Source organism: Sporosarcina sp. P34, from assembly GCF_002743375.1.
Lineage (GTDB): Bacteria > Bacillota > Bacilli > Bacillales_A > Planococcaceae > Sporosarcina.
In genome coordinates, this window is sequence record NZ_PDZC01000013.1 from 12,482 (window position 1) to 31,352 (window position 18,871).

Annotated in this window: 20 protein-coding genes; 18 read left to right on the forward strand and 2 right to left on the reverse strand. The window is 40.4% G+C overall.

Going from position 1 to position 18,871, the window contains the following annotated elements:
- The first annotated feature begins 29 nt into the window (after positions 1–29).
- The 11 genes from CSV63_RS14735 (at position 30) to rsmI (ending at position 9,626) form a co-directional block, all read left to right on the forward strand.
- A complete protein-coding gene (locus CSV63_RS14735; RefSeq protein ID WP_099696495.1) occupies positions 30–2,354 on the forward strand; it encodes a winged helix-turn-helix domain-containing protein in 2,325 nt (774 codons plus the stop codon).
- Between the two features lie 154 nt (positions 2,355–2,508).
- On the forward strand, positions 2,509–3,933 hold the full coding sequence (locus CSV63_RS14740; RefSeq protein ID WP_099696496.1) for an aminotransferase class I/II-fold pyridoxal phosphate-dependent enzyme: 1,425 nt from the start codon (positions 2,509–2,511) through the stop codon (positions 3,931–3,933).
- Positions 3,934–3,948: 15 nt separating this feature from the next.
- The gene (gene tmk / locus CSV63_RS14745; RefSeq protein ID WP_099696497.1) at positions 3,949–4,590 is read left to right on the forward strand and encodes a dTMP kinase; all 642 of its coding nucleotides are present in this window, start codon (positions 3,949–3,951) and stop codon (positions 4,588–4,590) included.
- 52 nt (positions 4,591–4,642) lie between these two features.
- A complete protein-coding gene (locus CSV63_RS14750) occupies positions 4,643–4,972 on the forward strand; it encodes a cyclic-di-AMP receptor (RefSeq protein WP_009499399.1) in 330 nt (109 codons plus the stop codon).
- Positions 4,973–4,989: 17 nt separating this feature from the next.
- Positions 4,990–5,430, forward strand: coding sequence for a YaaR family protein (locus CSV63_RS14755; protein WP_099632504.1), 441 nt, complete (start codon positions 4,990–4,992; stop codon positions 5,428–5,430).
- Between the two features lie 68 nt (positions 5,431–5,498).
- Complete coding sequence (gene holB, locus CSV63_RS14760) at positions 5,499–6,509, forward strand: DNA polymerase III subunit delta' (RefSeq protein ID WP_099696498.1); 1,011 nt, start codon at positions 5,499–5,501, stop codon at positions 6,507–6,509.
- Positions 6,502–7,329: a PSP1 domain-containing protein gene (locus CSV63_RS14765; protein ID WP_099696499.1), complete on the forward strand. Its 828-nt coding sequence runs from the start codon at positions 6,502–6,504 to the stop codon at positions 7,327–7,329. The genes holB and CSV63_RS14765 overlap by 8 nt, the downstream gene beginning before the upstream one ends.
- Positions 7,330–7,342: 13 nt before the next feature.
- Positions 7,343–7,702: a DNA replication initiation control protein YabA gene (gene yabA / locus CSV63_RS14770; protein ID WP_099632507.1), complete on the forward strand. Its 360-nt coding sequence runs from the start codon at positions 7,343–7,345 to the stop codon at positions 7,700–7,702.
- Positions 7,703–7,757: 55 nt separating this feature from the next.
- A complete protein-coding gene (locus tag CSV63_RS14775; protein WP_099696500.1) occupies positions 7,758–8,501 on the forward strand; it encodes a tRNA1(Val) (adenine(37)-N6)-methyltransferase in 744 nt (247 codons plus the stop codon).
- The gene (locus tag CSV63_RS14780) at positions 8,488–8,751 is read left to right on the forward strand and encodes a GIY-YIG nuclease family protein (protein ID WP_099696501.1); all 264 of its coding nucleotides are present in this window, start codon (positions 8,488–8,490) and stop codon (positions 8,749–8,751) included. The genes CSV63_RS14775 and CSV63_RS14780 overlap by 14 nt, the downstream gene beginning before the upstream one ends.
- Entirely contained in the window at positions 8,751–9,626 is an 876-nt protein-coding gene (gene rsmI, locus CSV63_RS14785) for a 16S rRNA (cytidine(1402)-2'-O)-methyltransferase (RefSeq protein WP_099696538.1), read from the forward strand. Before CSV63_RS14780 ends, rsmI begins: the two co-directional genes overlap by 1 nt.
- Before the next feature lie 42 nt (positions 9,627–9,668).
- Here the strand turns inward: rsmI and CSV63_RS14790 are convergent, their stop codons facing one another.
- Entirely contained in the window at positions 9,669–9,944 is a 276-nt protein-coding gene (locus CSV63_RS14790) for a transition state genes transcriptional regulator AbrB (protein WP_029054857.1), read from the reverse strand.
- 266 nt (positions 9,945–10,210) lie between these two features.
- Here CSV63_RS14790 and metG point away from each other — a divergent pair, with 266 nt between their 5' ends.
- The 7 genes from metG (at position 10,211) to CSV63_RS14825 (ending at position 17,210) form a co-directional block, all read left to right on the forward strand.
- Entirely contained in the window at positions 10,211–12,196 is a 1,986-nt protein-coding gene (metG, locus tag CSV63_RS14795; RefSeq protein WP_099696502.1) for a methionine--tRNA ligase, read from the forward strand.
- A 550-nt stretch (positions 12,197–12,746) separates the two neighbouring features.
- Positions 12,747–13,514: a TatD family hydrolase gene (locus tag CSV63_RS14800; RefSeq protein ID WP_099696503.1), complete on the forward strand. Its 768-nt coding sequence runs from the start codon at positions 12,747–12,749 to the stop codon at positions 13,512–13,514.
- A gap of 132 nt (positions 13,515–13,646) precedes the next feature.
- Positions 13,647–14,900: a G5 and 3D domain-containing protein gene (locus CSV63_RS16980; protein WP_304442423.1), complete on the forward strand. Its 1,254-nt coding sequence runs from the start codon at positions 13,647–13,649 to the stop codon at positions 14,898–14,900.
- 133 nt (positions 14,901–15,033) lie between these two features.
- Positions 15,034–15,600: a ribonuclease M5 gene (gene rnmV, locus CSV63_RS14810; protein ID WP_099696505.1), complete on the forward strand. Its 567-nt coding sequence runs from the start codon at positions 15,034–15,036 to the stop codon at positions 15,598–15,600.
- On the forward strand, positions 15,593–16,486 hold the full coding sequence (gene rsmA, locus CSV63_RS14815; RefSeq protein ID WP_099696506.1) for a 16S rRNA (adenine(1518)-N(6)/adenine(1519)-N(6))-dimethyltransferase RsmA: 894 nt from the start codon (positions 15,593–15,595) through the stop codon (positions 16,484–16,486). Before rnmV ends, rsmA begins: the two co-directional genes overlap by 8 nt.
- A 143-nt stretch (positions 16,487–16,629) precedes the next feature.
- Positions 16,630–16,896 carry a biofilm formation stimulator Veg gene (gene veg, locus CSV63_RS14820; RefSeq protein ID WP_029054863.1) on the forward strand — a complete coding sequence of 89 codons (267 nt, stop codon included), beginning with the start codon at positions 16,630–16,632 and terminating at the stop codon, positions 16,894–16,896.
- 140 nt (positions 16,897–17,036) lie between these two features.
- Positions 17,037–17,210 (forward strand): small, acid-soluble spore protein, alpha/beta type, encoded by a 174-nt coding sequence (locus CSV63_RS14825; RefSeq protein WP_099632514.1) that lies wholly within the window; start codon positions 17,037–17,039, stop codon positions 17,208–17,210.
- Positions 17,211–17,351: 141 nt separating this feature from the next.
- On the opposite strand, the gene CSV63_RS16820 is transcribed toward CSV63_RS14825, so the two are convergent.
- The gene (locus tag CSV63_RS16820) at positions 17,352–18,635 is read right to left on the reverse strand and encodes a lytic polysaccharide monooxygenase (RefSeq protein WP_233192141.1); all 1,284 of its coding nucleotides are present in this window, start codon (positions 18,633–18,635) and stop codon (positions 17,352–17,354) included.
- Positions 18,636–18,871: the final 236 nt, after the last annotated feature.

The following is an 18,871-nucleotide window of genomic DNA, read 5'->3' on the forward strand; positions in this document are numbered from 1 at the left end:
ATACTACTATTGATTAGGAGGTGACGGTCATGACCACAATACTAGCCTCAAAAGTACAAAAACCTACTGTAAGTGATGGGTGGATTAGCGGAGAGAATATGATTGCTGTCCAACGTGAAGCAGTACAATCAAAAGTACTGTTCATTACTGCTCCAACAGGTTATGGAAAGACAACATTTTTGACTAGTTGGTCAGATAATTTGGATGAAAACGTCGCATGGTTGACAGCCGATGAAACGGACAATGATGCAGACCAATTTTTCCGATATATCATCTATACAGTCTACTCAGCGTGCAATTTGCTTCCGCAAGAAAAATTACAGCTAAAACTTGCCGATGCAGACCGCAATGAATTAAACACCATGTGGAATTTCTACAGAGAACTAGGTAGTGTAATGACAAAGCGGGTTCGATTAATTATTGACGATTTTCATCATATTAATGCTTCGGAACTGTTGGAAATGATTCAGTATTTTGTAATGGATTTACCCGAATCATTGAAGATATGCTTTGCTAGTCGCCACCTCCCTCCTTTTACACTTGCAATCTGGCAATCCTTATTCACTGTTACTGAAGTGAAAATGCAGCATCTGCGTTTTACGGTCGTAGATATGAAAAAGTATTTGGAAAACCAACCCGCACAGCAACAATCAGTATGGAAAGAAGTCGTGCAGACAGAAGGTTGGCCTGCGGCACTACGAAATGTTGTGCAGTCACAAGATACGTATGATCTGCAGCATTCTAGAAGGTACACAATGAAGGTGTTAATGAATGATCTATGGGGTGATTTTTCAAGATCTGCACAGCATTTCCTTTTAACAACATCCATCTTGAATACAATGGACCAACGAATATGTGACGCATTACTCGAGAATACTGAAAGCCTGATCCATTTAAAAAATTTAGAGGAAAAAGGTTTCTTCATAGAAATGGACACGCAAAAAAACGCATGTTATCGTTATCACCCCCTTTTTTCTATCGCCTTACAGCAAAAGTTGCAACAAACCTACTCAAAGGATTTTGTATTAGAGCTTCATAAAAAGGCAGCAGGAGTATACTTCCAGCAAGGTGATATTGTACGTGCAATATCACACGCATTGATAGGAAAGGCGTATCCACTTGCTAGCACTTGGATGATGAATCACGGCGTGGACATTATCAAAAGTCGGGAAACCTCCACTTTCATATCTTGGTGCCGTGAATTTGAAGAAGCTCAAATTCCATTAGCTTTAGATCTTCAGTTATTGTATGCTTTTTCTCTTCTTTCCGAGCACCAAGTCGATGCAGCGGATCTTGTCGCAAGTAAAATGACAACACAAGAGAATCGAAAAGAATGGAATGCTTTTACCAGTAGAAGCCCATCCGCTCCTTACGACTATTTCTTAATAAAGTCCTACATTACGATCATCCGAATGGGCGGTGTGACAGAAGTAGGGGAATGGCTGCAAAAAGGATTTGACTTTAATGTAGAAAAACGCTCTAAGCTATATTTACTGCCAATTCAGTTTAATAAAACTGAGCCTACGTTATCACGTACACCATTAGGTTCTCGTAAAATGTCAGCAACCCCTGAACAACAGAAATTACTATTGGAAAAGCAATCTTGCCAAGCAAATAAACTTTCTATTATCGGTTACTATCACGGAATTCAAGCGGAAACATTGTACATGAAAGGCTTAATGAAAGAATCTAGAGAACACCAAGTAGAAGCACTTCTGTCAGCTCATCACTTCCAGGATCCGGGTCTGCTAATTCCTATGTATGTATTGAGTTGTAAGCTACATATGGCAAATGGCGAAATGGAAAATGCGCATGGTACGTTGCAGAGTGCCCTGTTTTATACAGAAGATAGCTACTGGAAAGACTTTTTATATGCATTTAAAGCCTTCATTTACTTGAAGCAAAATCGTCTAGAAGAAGCAGAAATCACCTTTTTGAAATTGAAGGGGGATTTCGTGGAAGATCTTCAACATCCATTTGTCGCACTCGTAGATGTAAGACTACTGTTGCAAAAAGGTCAATGGGGGGAGGCATTAAAGAAAGTAGTACATGTAAAAATTGAAGCGCTACAGGAAGGGCAAATTGAGACATTTATCGAAGCAACAATTTTAGAAAGCGTATGTTATGCCTATCAAGAGCACTGGTTGGAAATGGCACATTCTTTACATGAAGCCATGGTTTATAGTAAAGAATATGACTATGCGCAGTTATTCATAAAAGAAGAGACGATGGGTTCACTGTTGAAGGAATTTATCAGAGTTCGTAAACAACGACATGATGTGAACTGGACGCAGGTTCCGAATTTCTATGTAGATCGACTAGTACAGGCAATAAATAACAGAATTCTATCCTAGTGTTGCTGACACAACGCGAACAAAATGTGACAATAAAAAATATAAGTTAGGTTAACAGCGTATAAATAATAGGGTGTGACTTGAAAGCGATACTCCTTTAGTCAGGAGTGTCGCTTTTTGCTATACTGAGTAAAGGTAAAGGAGTGCGTACTATATGAAATATCAAGATCGTCCACTTGTGCAAGCATTGCAGAATTTCCATGACCGAAAACCTGTTTCATTCCACGTGCCCGGACATAAAGGAGGCACGTTATCTGATTTGCCGGCCACTGTGCGTCAAGCACTTGCTTACGATCTGACGGAGCTGACAGGACTAGATGACTTGCATGAACCGACAGAGGCAATCAAGGAAGCAGAAGACAAGCTAGCGAATCTTTATGGCAGTGAACGGAGTTTCTTTCTGGTGAATGGTTCGACTGTGGGAAACCTGGCTATGCTGTATGCAACAGTTCAGCCAGGAGACTGTGTATTGGTGCAGCGTAATGCACATAAATCGATATTCAATGCATTGGAACTGACAGGAGCGATTCCGGTTTTTCTATCTCCAGATTGGGATGATCCGACGCAAACAGCAGGGACGGTATCATTGAAGGCCGTAAAAGAAGCACTCAAGCAGTATCCGAATGTGAAAGCGGTCGTTCTCACCACACCTACTTATTATGGACTAATAAATAGAGATCTAGAACAAATTATAGAGATATGCCATAGCTACAGTATACCGGTTCTCGTTGATGAAGCGCATGGTGCGCATTTTATAGTGAATGATGCATTTCCAACGAGCGCACTCGAACTCGGAGCTGATCTGGTCGTTCAGTCGGCGCATAAAACATTACCCGCGATGACAATGGCCTCTTTTTTACATATTCATTCGCCATTTGTAAAAGCGGAAAGAGTTGCACATTATCTTCAGATGTTACAGTCCAGCAGTCCGTCTTATTTATTGATGGCATCGTTGGATGACGCAAGGTATTATGCAGAGACGTATGACGAAAAGGACTATGAGAGTTTTCAACTATACAGAAGTAATGTAGTTCGTGATTTATGCAGCATAGCGCATATCGAAGTAATAGAGACTGATGATCAACTGAAGTTGCTCATTCGCGCAACAGGTCATAGTGGATACGTTTTACAGGAAGCACTGGAGCAACAAGGTATTTATCCCGAGTTGGCCGATCTATACCAAGTGTTGCTAGTACTACCCTTAGTGAAAGTGGGGAACGCGGAACATGGCGTTGACCTAGTGGAAAAATTTAAGTTAGCGATGGAATGGATAAAAGTGAAAGAAGATAGTTCAGTACGGTTTAACAGCTTTTCATCAATTAATTCTACGTCAACGGTAGTATACACAGCAACTCAGCTTCATAGGATGAAAATGGAGTGGGTGGGTATTCAAGATGCAACTGGAAAAGTGGCAGCGGACGCGATTATTCCGTATCCGCCGGGCATTCCATTAGTATGTGCGGGAGAACGGATTTATCAAGAGCACATGAAACAAATGCAGGATCTATTGACGGCCGGCTGTAGATTTCAAGGAGCAATCAATGGAAAGACGAAACAAGTTAAAGTAGTTTTGGAATAGATAGGAGATAGGAAGATGGCGGGATTATTCATTAGTTTTGAAGGGCCGGAAGGGGCCGGCAAGACGACTGTATTGCAAGCAATTGCGGAACGTCTATTGGCACAAGGACAAGATGTAATCATGACACGAGAACCGGGTGGAATTCCTATTGCAGAAAAAATTCGTGAAGTCATCTTGGATTCTAATCACAGTACAATGGATGGGAAGACGGAAGCGTTGTTATATGCAGCTGCACGTAGACAACATTTAGTAGAAAAAGTCATCCCTGCATTACAACAGAATAAAATTGTTCTATGTGACCGTTTTATTGATAGTTCATTGGCATATCAAGGGTTCGCACGTAAATTAGGCATCGACGAAGTATTGGCAATCAACTTATTCGCGATTGAAGAATATATGCCGGATTGCACCATTTTCTTCGATGTGCCGCCCGAAGTTGGACTAGCCCGGATATGGAGAGATAAAGAGCGTGAACAGAATCGTTTGGATTTGGAAACAATGGAATTTCATGAGCAAGTGTACAAAGGCTATCAAGAAGTGATGTTACGGGATGAAGGGCGAATACAGGTAGTTGATGCACAACAATTACCAGCACAAGTAATTGAAAATGTTTGGCAAATTGTAAGTACGGAAGTCAACTTACATAAGAATTCATGATATAATAAAAAAGAAATACGTTTTATGAGAAATCGGAAAAGGGGAGAGTACATTGAAACTGATTGTAGCAGTCGTACAGGACCAAGATAGTAACCGATTATCTTCCGCATTGACTAAAAGTGATTTTCGGAATACAAAATTAGCCAGTACTGGTGGATTCCTTCGCGCAGGTAACACAACGTTTCTAATGGGTGTGGAAGATGAGTTAGTCTCCAAAGCACTAGATTTAATTCGTGATAATTGCCGTTCTCGGGATCAAATGGTTGCGCCGGTTTCACCGATGGGTGGTAATGCGGACTCATATATTCCGTATCCAATTGAAGTAGAAGTAGGCGGAGCTACTGTATTTGTCTTGCCAATTGAGCAGTTCCACCATTTTTGATTTAGAGGTGAATGCTGATGAAAGTCAATGGTGAATACCGTACAGGGATGGATAAATTATCGCCTGATCCTCTTCGGCATGCACAGGGTAATCCCAAGTTTGGACAAATGGTAGAAAAACAAGGATCACGTCTGCAAGGAGAACAGATCGCACGGTTGTTTGGGGATATCTCAAGCGCTGGAGATCGTCTCGCAAGGTCTCGAAATTTACGTGATATGGCGAAATACAAGATGCTGATCAAACGTTTTTTGAAAGAGGCAGTAGACTCAGGTATTGAGTTAACACAATCGCATACATGGAACCAGTTCGGTGAAGGTCGCCGGTTGAATCTGGTCCAAACAATAGATGAAAAACTCATCGCGTTGACGGAAGCACTGTTGGATGAAGAAGAATCATCCATTGATTTACTTGCCAAAATTGGTGAAATCAAAGGTCTTCTGATCAATTTATATACGTGATCCCGTGCCGCACTCACATGTAGCACGGGGTTTTTTGCAACATCTTTACTAACTAAGGAGGAGCTTGCATGTCACAGATGTTGCACGACCATGCATTGCAGTCTCAAAAGCAAGTTATCGACAAATTAACTATGATTCACAAAAGACAGCGTATTGGGCATGCCTATTTATTTGAAGGTACGAATGGTGCAGGCAAAGAGGCAGTTGCACAATATTTCACGAAACTGCTATTATGCATGAATCCAAAAGAAAATGTTCCATGTGAAACATGTCACTCGTGTAAACGTATAGAATCGGGTAATCACCCGAACGTAGTCTGGATCAAACCTGATGGACAAGACATCAAAAAGGATCAAGTGTCTGAATTAATTATAAAAATGACGAAAAAAGGATATGAAGAAGGGCGAAAAGTATATGTGATTGACCATGCGGAGAGAATGAATGCCTCAGCAGCTAATACATTGCTGAAGTTCCTTGAAGAACCTGAAGGAAATGTCACAGCTATCTTACTCACGGATTCCTATCCATCCATTTTGTCGACAATTCAATCACGTTGCCAGAGAATTTCACTGCAGCCGATGAATCGCCAAAATAGTATTGAAAGTCTCGTGGAAAAAGGAGTTACAGCTTCTATGGCATCTACTGTAACGATGTTGACAGCAAATGTCGAAGCGGCTTATAGAATGGCCCAAGAAGATTCCTTTGTACAGAGACGGAAATTAGTGTTAAAATTAGTAGAGGCAATTGAACAGAGATCCCCAGGTGAGGCGTTGCTGTTCATTCAGACAGATTGGATGCCTGTCATGAAGGAAAAAAGTGATTGTGAACAAGGACTGGATTTGCTTCTCTTCGCGTACCGTGATATTGTGGCGGTGAAAGCAGGTTTGCAATCGACTATATCCTATCCTGATCAAGTAGAAGTCTTCACAGGACATTCTGTCAAAAATACGTATAACAGTTTAACTGTTAAAATAGATGCCGTCTTGCAGGCGAAAAAACGATTGCATCAAAATATGAATCGTACGCTTTTACTAGAACAATTGGTGCTTACTATGCAGGAGGGGTTATCGTTTGTATAAAGTCGTAGGCGTCCGCTTTAAAAAAGCGGGAAAGTTATATTATTTTGACCCATTGGATATGCCGATTGAAATTGGCGACTATGTCATTGTGGAAACAGCACGAGGTGTAGAGTACGGTAAAGTAGCCAGTCGAAGTAATGAAATAGATGATGAGGATGTCGTCTTGCCACTGAAAAAGATCATTCGTCTTGCAGATGAGGGTGATCGTGAACGAGTCAAAGAAAATGAACAAGAGGCAAATGAGGCATTTGATGTCTGCGTTGAAAAAATTACAGAACATCAATTAGACATGCGTTTAGTAGATGTAGAATATACATTTGATCGTAATAAAATTGTTTTTTACTTTACCGCTGAAGGTCGAGTGGACTTCCGCAACCTAGTAAAGGATCTCGCAGCGATTTTCCGGACGAGAATCGAATTGCGCCAAATCGGTGTACGTGACGAGGCGAAAATGCTAGGCGGTATCGGTCCATGTGGTAGAATGCTTTGCTGTTCAACATTTTTAGGTGATTTTGAGCCGGTATCTATCAAGATGGCGAAAGATCAAAACCTTTCATTGAACCCATCAAAAATTTCGGGTCTATGTGGTCGTTTGATGTGTTGTTTGAAGTATGAAAATGATGAATACGAAGAAGCAAAAGCGCTAATGCCCGATCTTGGCAAACAAGTAGTTACACAAGATGGAGTAGGAAAAGTAGTCGGACTGAACTTATTGGAGCGTGTACTTCAAGTGAATATGCCGGCTTTTGAACGAGTAGTGGAATATGCGTGGAGTGAGATTGAGGATTTACAGAAAGAAACAGCTCAATTGACTAAATGATGAGGTGGAACAGTTGAAAGAAGTGAACTTTCTTGACAGGGTAATGGATTTTGAACAACAGTTGGATTCTATGCAAAAACAATTCCGAGAACTCATCGGATTTGTTGCAAAGATGACTGAAGAAAACCACTCGCTTCGTCTGGAAAACCATCATCTGCGAACGCGACTTGATGAAATCGATAAGATTACACAAGAAATAGAAGAGGCCGCGCGTGATGAACGTCCAAAGAAGCTTGACGTGGGCGAAGGCGTAGACAATCTAGCTCGTTTGTACAATGAAGGTTTTCATGTGTGCAATGTGCACTACGGCAGCAGCCGTAAAGGTGAAGATTGTCTATTCTGCCTGTCATTCTTAAATAAACAGAACGGTTGAGAGGTCAATTCCTATTTTTAGGTATTGGCTTTTTCTTTTGATTGAAGGAGTGTAGATTGTGAACTTAGAAAATGATGAACGACTGGACTATTTATTGGCAGAGGACTTGCGCATCATTCAAAGTCCTTCTGTTTTTTCCTTTTCACTAGATGCAGTGCTGTTGGCACGTTTTGCCTATATGCCGATCCGAGGAGGAAAGATTGTAGATTTGTGCACAGGTAACGGCGTAATCCCTTTGTTCATGAGTGCCCGGACGAAAGGCAAAATCATAGGTATTGAATTGCAAGAACGCCTAGCGGACATGGCGCATAGAAGTGTAGTGCTTAACGGTCTAGAACAACAGATCACGATTGAGAATGGGAACGTCATAAATATTGCAAAAAAAATTGGTTATGAGTTATATGATACGGTTACATGCAATCCTCCTTATTTCCCGGCAAATGAAGAAAGTGCTAGAAACAAAAGTGAGTATTATACGATTGCTAGGCATGAAGTGGAGCTAACACTAGATCAAGCAGTTAAATCTGCAAGTGAATTATTGAAACAAGGCGGGAAAGCAGCATTTGTTCACCGTCCCGGTAGACTTCTTGACATCATCACATCCATGAGGCAGTATCGTTTAGAACCAAAGCGTATTCGTTTCGTCTATCCGAAAGACGGGAAAGAAGCCAATACACTATTAATCGAAGCAATTAAGGATGGAAAACCTGATCTTAAAATTCTACCTCCTTTATATGTCTACCGTGAAAATGGAGAATATACGGATGAAGTAAGGCAGCTATTGTATGGAGAAAATTGATCACTTCTTCTATGTATTAGTATGCAATGACGGATCCTATTACGCGGGATATACGAATGATTTAGAACGCCGCTTACGTGTACATAATGAAGGAAAAGGTGCAAAGTATACGAGAGGGCGTCTACCTGTAAAGTATATTTATCAAGAAGTATTTGAAACACAACGGCAAGCGATGCAAGCGGAGTATCAGTTTAAGCAGTTAACCCGAAAACAAAAAGAACAATATATAAAAAAGGAGCGGTCCACATGATTACGTCACAAAAGAGTGCTGAAGCAACAGAGTTCGGGAAGTTGTTCATCGTGGGCACACCAATCGGCAACCTCGAAGATATGACATTCCGTGCAGTCCGGATCTTACAGGAAGCAGATTATATTGCGGCGGAGGATACGCGGAATACGATTAAATTATGTAATCATTTTGAGATTACTACACAAATGATCAGTTATCACGAACATAATACACGTGTAGCGGGAGAAAAAATAATAGAACTCCTTCAAGAAGGGAATAACATTGCGATTGTCAGTGATGCAGGAATGCCATGTATTTCAGATCCCGGCGCGGATCTTGTGGAATTAGCGATTGAACAGGGATGCGCTGTCGTACCCGTACCGGGACCGAACGCAGCTATTACAGCATTAGTAGCTTCAGGTATTACAGCGCAACCGTTTTTGTTTTTTGGATTTCTATCGCGTCAAAAAAAGGAATTAAAAACACAGCTTGAGAAGTTACAGCACTATGAGGAAACATTAATATTTTATGAGGCTCCACATCGCTTAAAACAGACATTGCGCGGTTTAGCAGAACAATTTGGAGACGAACGAAAAATTGTGATGGCCCGTGAATTAACGAAGCGATTTGAAGAGTTCTTAAGAGGAACGATTGCAGAAGCAATAGAGTGGATAGAATCCAATGAAATCAGAGGGGAGTTCTGTTTGATTGTGGAAGGTAATCAAAACATGCAACACGAAGTCCCGATTGCTTGGTGGACAGACCTATCCATTAAGGAACATGTCGAACATATAATAGAAGAAAAGGAAATTCGTTCGAAAGATGCGATTAAAGAAGTGGCAGATGTTCGTGAGTTGAGTAAACGAGATGTTTATCAGGCATATCACGTAGAATGAGAAAAAAATCCTGACCGTCTACACGTTCAGGATTTTTACAAATCAATTGATTTTATTTTGAATTTCATCCATCAATTGCTTTGCACCTTCAGGACTCAAAATTAATTTACCATCGATCAAACGAAGATTATCATCCGATACTTCTCCTGTAATAGAACATGTCATATTAGGCATGTACTTTTTTAAGATGATTTTGTCGTCATCCACGTATATTTCTAACGCATCTTTTTGCTCAATACCGAGCGTACGACGAAGTTCAATCGGGATCACAACACGACCTAGCTCATCAACTTTTCTCACAATTCCAGTAGACTTCATGGAAAAAATTCCTCCTACACTCCAGATTTAACATTCGTCAAAATTCGACAGGATTCTCTTGCCTGTTAAATATCATACCAACTCTTCCAATAATCGTCAATCATCATAACTCAAATAAACGCTATTAATATTTATTAATTATTTGACAGGTAAAAAATGAGAGATGTTGAAGGTATGGGGATCGTAGCCAATGAGCAAGCTGAAAGAAGTTATAAAAATATAAGGTTCGGAGGAGAACATGGCACTTTCGTGCAACATCCTATAAAATGAAAATATACATTAACTATTTGGAGGAATTACACGTGGAGAATCAATCAAAAACATTTTATATTACAACACCTATTTATTATCCAAGTGGGAAGTTTCATATAGGGACGGCATACACGACAATTGCATCAGATGCAATGGCGCGATATAAGCGTTTACGTGGCTACGATGTCAGATTTCTAACTGGAATGGACGAGCATGGCCAGAAAATTCAAGAAAAGGCAGAAGAAGAAGGTCTGTCACCAATTAAATATGTCGATGGCATTGCAGATATTGCGAAAGATTTGTGGAAACTGATGGATATTTCTTATGATGATTTGATCCGTACGACGGAAGATCGTCACAAGACAATCGTTGAAAAAATATTTAAGAAGTTTCTTGATAATGGAGATATTTATAAAGGAAAGTATGAAGGATGGAAATGCGTTCCATGCGAATCATATTTCACCGAATCGCAACTGGTAGATGGAAACTGTCCAGACTGTAATCGTCCAGTTCACCGAGTAGAAGAAGAGTCATACTTCTTTAATATGAAAAAGTATGCAGATCGTCTGCTTGCGTATTATGAAGAGAATCCTACATTCATTGAGCCGGAATCACGCAAAAATGAAATGATCAATAACTTCATCAAACCAGGCCTTGAAGATTTATCTGTTTCTCGTATGTCATTTGAATGGGGAATTAAAGTGCCTGGAGATCCAAAACATGTTATTTACGTCTGGGTCGATGCATTGACGAACTACATTACAGCACTTGGATATATGTCTGATGACGAGACTTTATTCAATAAGTACTGGCCAGCGGATGTTCATGTGGTAGGTAAGGATATCGTTCGTTTCCATACGATTTATTGGCCAATCTTCCTGATGGCACTTGATTTGCCATTACCGAAGAAAGTATTCGCACATGGTTTCATCATGATGAAAGATGGCAAGATGTCGAAATCTAAAGGCAATGTAGTGTATCCAGAAATGCTTGTTGAACGCTATGGCCTTGATGCTACACGTTACTTCTTGCTTCGTGAATTACCATTTGGTCAAGACGGTGTATTTTCACCAGAAGCATTTGTCGAGCGTATTAACTATGACTTAGCGAATGACTTAGGAAACTTATTGAACAGAACCATCTCCATGATCAATAAATACTTCGACGGTGAAGTTCTGACTGAAGGTCTTGTACCAACTGAATTTGATGCATCATTACGCGAAATGATTCAGCATACAGTAAAGAAATATGAGATTTCTATGGAAAAGATGCAATTTAGCGTCGTACTTTCCGATGTATGGGCATTAATTTCCCGTACAAATAAATATATTGATGAAACGTCTCCGTGGATTTTGGCGAAGTCGGAAGAAGACCGCATGAAACTGGCTTCAGTTATGTATCACTTAGTGCTATCCCTTCATCATACAGCGGTTCTCTTACAGCCATTCATGACCAACGCTCCGAAACAAATGATTGAACAACTAGGTCTGTCCGAAGATTCGTTAGGATGGGATACTTTAGATAAAGACTATACAATTAAAGCAGGCACAACTGTCATCAAGAAAGGTGTTCCTATCTTCCCGCGTCTGGAGACAGAAGTAGAAGTTGAGTACATTCGTCAGCAAATGGCCATCACGGCACCTGCTGAAATAGAAGAGAAACAAGAAGAAGAAACAAATGAAATCACGTTTGAAGCATTCATGAACGTAGACATGCGTGTAGCGACTGTCACAGCGTGTGAAAAAATACCAAAAGCCGACAAGTTGTTAAAGTTACAAGTAGACTTAGGCTATGAGCAGCGTCAAGTAGTATCTGGCATTGCACAATATTACAATGCTGAGGATGTAGTAGGCATGAAAGTCATCGTCGTTGCGAATTTGAAGCCGGTTAAACTACGTGGAGAATTATCGCAAGGCATGATTTTGGCAGGCGAAAAAGATGGCGTGCTAAAACTTGCGACAGTTGATCCGGCATTGGAGAATGGCGCACAAATAAAATAATTGATCACGAAGTAGGGCTGTCATTAGAGGTCGGAATCACCGACTTCTGGTGGCATTTTTTTGCGTTTAGGTATCAATTAGGTCATAGGAGAGTAGAATGCGAAGTTATGTTGTACGCATGAGTGATTGGTGCCTGTCATGTATTGGTTTGCAGACTTGGCAAGGAATAGACAGTTGTCGGATGATCCCTCAGTCTAGTTATTTTACAAGGATACTCGTTCTGTTGGTAGACGTACGTGATGTGTCTAGTTGTAGGTATGGAAGAAGTGTTTATCTATTGAATCGTACTTTCTTGGTCCGGAAAAAATGCAACTTAACTTAGAAAGCGTTATACCCACTTTGCTTGATTTTATGTCGCAAATGTTACAACAAACTTATAAAAGTCGAAATTCTTCTATATAACATCTACTGCTTTTGCACGTCTAGTAGTAAAGCGTTTTGAAAGGAATAGTCAGAATAAACAAATTGTTTGTTACACAACTGTAATACAAATGAGATGAAAGACACAATCAAAGACAATAGAATAGAAAACAGTGTTAGGAGAGATACTATGTTTATTGATACACATGTTCATTTGAATGCAGATCAATACGAAGAAGACGTGGAAGAAGTCATTCAACGTGCAATTGATGCAAACGTAGAAAAAATGGTCGTAGTTGGCTTTGATACAAAGACTATCAACAAGGCCATGGAATTAGTAGAACAATACCCATTCATCTATGGTGTTATTGGTTGGCATCCTGTTGATGCAGTAGATTGCACAGAAAGTGATCTACAATGGATCAAGGAGTTGTCGGCCCATCCGAAAGTCGTCGGCATTGGAGAAACCGGTCTCGATTACTATTGGGATAAATCACCGAAAGATATACAGCAAGAGTTGTTTCGTAAACAGATACAACTAGCAAAAGAAGTAGATTTGCCACTCATCATTCATAACCGCGATGCGACAGGCGACGTAGTTCGTATTTTGCAAGAAGAAAATGCAGCGGAAGTCGGAGGGATTATGCATTGTTACAGCGGTAGTGTTGAAACAGCTAAACAGTGTATAGAAATGAATTTTCTCATCTCACTAGGCGGACCTGTAACGTTTAAGAATGCTAGAATGCCAAAAGAAGTAGCAACGCAGATACCACTAGACAAGTTGCTGATCGAAACGGACGCACCGTATTTAGCACCACATCCTTATAGAGGGAAACGTAATGAACCTTCCTATGTCACATTAGTGGCGGAGGAAATCGCAAGATTGAAAGAAGTGTCGGTTGAAGAAGTAGCAAAGCAAACGACTGCGAATGCATTATGCCTGTTTAAGATTAAGTGAACAATTTATGGCAATTATTTGTCTAATAAATCAGGAATTTCTTAGGTTAGGAATAATTAGTAGTTTGGAAGTTTGACAGTGTAAAACAAACGCTTTATACTCAGCCGAGTAATGAAAGGGGAATTTTTTAACATGTCTCAGAAGAATACAAAGGTTATGCGTATTGCGCTTTTGTTTATGGCGATCGCATTATTCGTAACCACCACGTCACTCGTATTGATTGACGGAAAAAAGAAGAATATCTCAATGGATCTTAATGGCAAGCAAATAGAATTACGTACAGCAGCGGCTACAGTCGGAGAAGTACTAGCAGCAAATGATGTAAAAGTACAAAAGCATGATCTAGTAGAACCAACAGTGAACACACCAATTGAAAACGACACAGAGATCAAATGGCAAAAAGCAAACAAAGTAGTAATTGACGTAGACGGCAAAACTCAAGAACTTTGGACAACAGAAGCTACAGTGAATGATGTACTTAAAACAGCCAAAATTGAAGTCTCTACACATGACGAAGTTGAACCCGCTCTAGAGACGAAGATTACGAAAAACCAACCAATTACGATTGCTAAAGCATTCCCCGTGATTGTTAAAGACGGCGGTAAAGAGCATACTGTATGGTCAACACAAACGACAGTCAGAAAGTTTTTGACAGATCAAAACATCCGTCTTTCAAACTTAGATAAAGTAGAAGGCGACACAAATGCAAAGTTGACGGCATCTAATGCAGTGGTTAACATTGCACGCGTTGAAAAGATCACAGATGTAGTTGAAGAAACAGCGGACTTCAAGACAAAAAGAAAAACAGATATGACTATGCTTAAAGGTAAAGAGAAAGTTGTCACGAATGGTAAAAAGGGTAAACTACAAAAGAAATTCCAAATTACGAAAAAGAATGGAAAAGTAGTTTCTCGTGAATTGATTGGCAAGACAATGGTGGAAGAACCTACACATAAAGTAGTGCACGTAGGAGCTAAAGTACCAAAAGTAGAAGTTGCAACTGCAGCATCTGCTAATACAACAGCAAAATCTTCAAGTACACCAGCACGGGCGCAAGTTGCAGTATCACGTGGTAATGATGGCGAACCGAGCGGTGGAAAAGAATTCTACGCCAATGCAAGTGCGTATACGGCTTATTGTAATGGATGTTCGGGTATTACAGCGACAGGTATTAACTTGCGTGCGAATCCGAATATGAAATTAATCGCAGTGGATCCACGAGTGATTCCATTAGGATCAAAAGTGTGGGTAGAAGGCTATGGTTATGCCATCGCAGGAGATACAGGTGGAGCTATCAAAGGAAACCGTATCGATTTACACATGCCTACTAAAGAAGCGGCTTACTCATTTGGTCGTCGTCAAGTGAAAATTAAAGTCATTAACTAATAGCAATGTACCGATAAGAAGAGAAAAACTCTCTCTCTTGTCGGTTTTTTCTGTTTCCTACCGGTATGGTTGTACAGAATTGAAAAAACACAGTAAAATGGGAAGAATGATATCGTAAGAAAAGAGGAATAGTGTGAATATAGAAGAAGTAGTTGTGGTGGAAGGGAAATCCGACACTATTGCTGTCAAACGAGCGACAGGAGCAGACACGATTGAAACGAACGGTTCAGCGATTTCAGATAAGACGATCGAGCGTATACGCCATGCACAGCAGACGCGTGGAGTCATTGTATTTACGGATCCCGACTTTCCAGGCCGACGTATTCGGGCAATTATCGAAGAACAAATTCCCGATGTGAAGCATGCATTTTTGCCAAAGAAAGAAACTATAGCAAGAAATGGACGGGGAGTAGGAATTGAACATGCGAACGATGAAGCGATTCGGCAAGCGTTGGCTTCTGTTTATACGGTGAGTGAGCATACAATAGAAGAGATCCCGATGGCTATATTACTGGAAGCTAAATTAATCGGTCACACCGACTCAAGAAAGCGTAGAGAATATCTGTCAGAGTTATTAAATATTGGGCAGGTAAACGGCAAAGGATTGAAGAAACGACTGGAGATGTTCCGGATTTCTATCGTAAAGTTGAATGAAGCGATACAAGTTCTTGATGAGGAGGAAATGAAAACAGATGTATAAAGATATAGCAACGCCAGTTAGAACGAAAGAAATTTTACAGAAACACGGGTTTTCCTTCAAGAAAAGTTTAGGTCAGAACTTCTTAGTAGATTCGAACGTATTGCATAATATCGTTTCTCACGCAGCGATCACGAAAGACACAGGTGTCATTGAAGTGGGACCGGGAATCGGTGCATTAACAGAACATCTCGCACGACAAGCGGGAAAAGTCGTGGCATTTGAAATAGACGGTCGACTGTTACCTGTACTCGAAGATACGATGTCTCCTTATTCGAATGTTACTGTAATTCACCAAGATGTATTAAAAGCGGATATTCATCAAGTGATTGAAGAACAATTTGCAGACTATGAGGATATCGTGGTTGTCGCCAACTTGCCGTATTATATAACAACACCAATCATCATGAAGTTCCTGATGGAAAAAGCCCGCGTAAGTCAGCTGGTCATCATGATGCAAAAAGAAGTAGCAGATCGAATCACAGCAGTACCAAGTACAAAGGCATATGGGTCATTGTCAATCGCTGTCCAGTACTATATGGATGCAGAAGTATCTATGATTGTGCCTAAGACGGTGTTTATTCCTCAACCGAATGTAGAATCCGCCGTACTTAGTTTGACGCGCAGAGAAGTGGCACACGCTCCTGTAGTGGATGAAGACTTCTTATTCACTGTGACACAAGGATCGTTCTTGCATCGTCGTAAGACACTGTGGAACAATCTCCAGTCCTCACTTCCTGAAGGTAAGGAAAAAAAGGAATTGATTCGGCAAGCATTTGAACAAGCAGGAATAGATCCAGTCAGAAGAGGAGAAACATTATCGATTCCGGAATTCATCAAACTGGCCAATGCACTATACCCTTACTTTGGCAATACAAAACTGGAATAAAATTAATGACAATTTCATATGAAAAAATAGTGATTTTCATCATAAAGTGATTGACAAAGACATATACAAACTGTTAAAATAAAAATTTTGTTGACAAATGATTGGAAAAATGTTATGCTTGTATTTAGTGAGGTGTAAGTAACATGCCAAAAACATTAGCAGACATTAAAAAGTCACTGGACGCTCATTTAGGGAAACGTCTCCACTTGAAAGCAAATGGTGGTCGTAAGAAGACGATCGAACATGCTGGAGTCTTGCGCGATACGTATCGTGCCGTTTTCGTAGTAGAGTTGGATCAGGATGACAATGCGTTTGAAAGAGTTTCTTACAGCTATGCTGATATTTTAACCGAAGCGGTTGAAATAACAGTCCTTGATGGTTCGGACCAAACGGCCTTTATCATCAAATAATTATCATGCTATTTTAATTTATTTCCTAGTGAATCCGCCCAGAACGTTCAGGCGGATTTTTTATTACGTTAACTAATCGAAGTGTAATTTTCTCCGGATGGCACACACTATAAATGTCAGCCGAAAAGGAGGAAACTAAAATGGCGAGAAAAGGCGTCATGTCAGATCAATTGAAAATTGAAATCGCGAAAGAGCTTGGCTTTTATGATGTAGTACAGAAAGAAGGCTGGGGCGGTATCCGCTCTCGTGATGCAGGAAACATGGTAAAACATGCAATTGAAATGGCAAGTAGACAAGCGGAGGAAAGAAAATAATTCAACCGATGTCCGTAGAATCCAAAACAGGCTGACAAATGGAACTGCAAAGGAGAAATTCCTTTGCAGTTCTTTTTACGATGAAATTGTGGGCTATCTACAGTCATTGTAACTAGTAGATAGCACGGCAATCATATCGAATTATTTACGCATCCACTGTTTACTATCACTCGGAACATTCGCGTGGGTCCACCATTTCGCTTCATATAGATTGCCGTCATAGATTACTTGATCGCCAGCAACGTATACATTCGCAGTGCGCCATTGCGGCACACCAGTCGTGGCGGATTTTACTAGTTTCCATACTGCCGAATCTCCTGGGAGATCACCACGAGTCCACCATTTTGCTTCATATAAACTATTTTCATACATTACTTGATTTCCTACTAAATAAACAAGTTTTTTATCCCAGTTCTTCACATTGGCATTAATGATCTTAATGAATTTCCAAACATCTTTCTTTCCTGGAGTGTCACCGCTCGTCCACCACTGTGCTTCGTATACGATACCCTCGTGAACCACTTGCTCACCAACTGTGTAGACGTTTTTCATCCTCCAGTCGCGTAAGTCTGAGTTGGCAGGTTCTACTAGTTTCCATTCAGCCGAATCACCGGGCAGGTCTCCGCGGGTCCACCATTTTGCTTCATATAAAGAACCTTCAAATCGTGCTTGATTTCCCTCAACATAGACTATGCCTTTATCCCATTTAACCACTTGTTGGATGGGCTTCTCGATAGTAGTTTTTTCTGGCTTCGTTTCAGGTACTGGTTGGCTAGGTAGAAGAGGAGTCATCTCCAAAGTCTTGTCCAACTCGGTTGGTAGTGCTTGCTTTCCACCGAAATCTACGTCAATGACGTTATAGAATGCATTCTGTGTATCACCTATATTCCAGACAGCGAGGATTACGTGATAACCCGTACGTTCGGGTAAGTTGCAAGTATGCGTCACTTCGGAAGGGGGTTTCTGTTTCTTGCCATCTACTGCACAAAACTTCTGAAAATCTGCGCGTTTTAACGGTTGGTTTGTATTCCATCCTGTACGTGTTATGTAATATTCCCATGAACTTGTAACGTGTGGTGCAGTGAATTTCCATTTGAATGGATGATTACCATTTTTCATTGCGACCTTGTGCCAACGAAGGCGGGTTTGTGTATCTAACTCAAAGAAAATATTTGCGCTGGCAATTTTACCATCGGCTGGACCGCCAATTGGAAAGTTTCCGGGTGCTTCTAGGCTCTGTGGCTCATATATGATTCTCCCGCAGTTCCTATTATCACCTTGCTTACATAATAGTGCTCGACTTTCTGGTTGGCTTACATACCCGTGTGCAGAGGCTTGACTTGTAAGTGAAAAGATAAATACTATAACAAAAAATGCACCGAATAGTATAGGTGCGATAGTTATATGGGGCATTCGTAACCTCATTTTATTCTTCCTCCTTGTAGTTTGGAATAACTAGTTTCAATACAGATTCATCATAGAAGCATTTCTTATGAGAATCAATGTTTGAAAAACAGCACTAATATAGGAGACTACTTTCGTAATTAACAAAAATGTGGCGTAAAAGAAATTTTTAACGGTAAAAATGGATAATAGTCATAACTATATACCTATTACTAGAAGTCTATATATATAGAAATTCCATTTATAATTTGAATGAA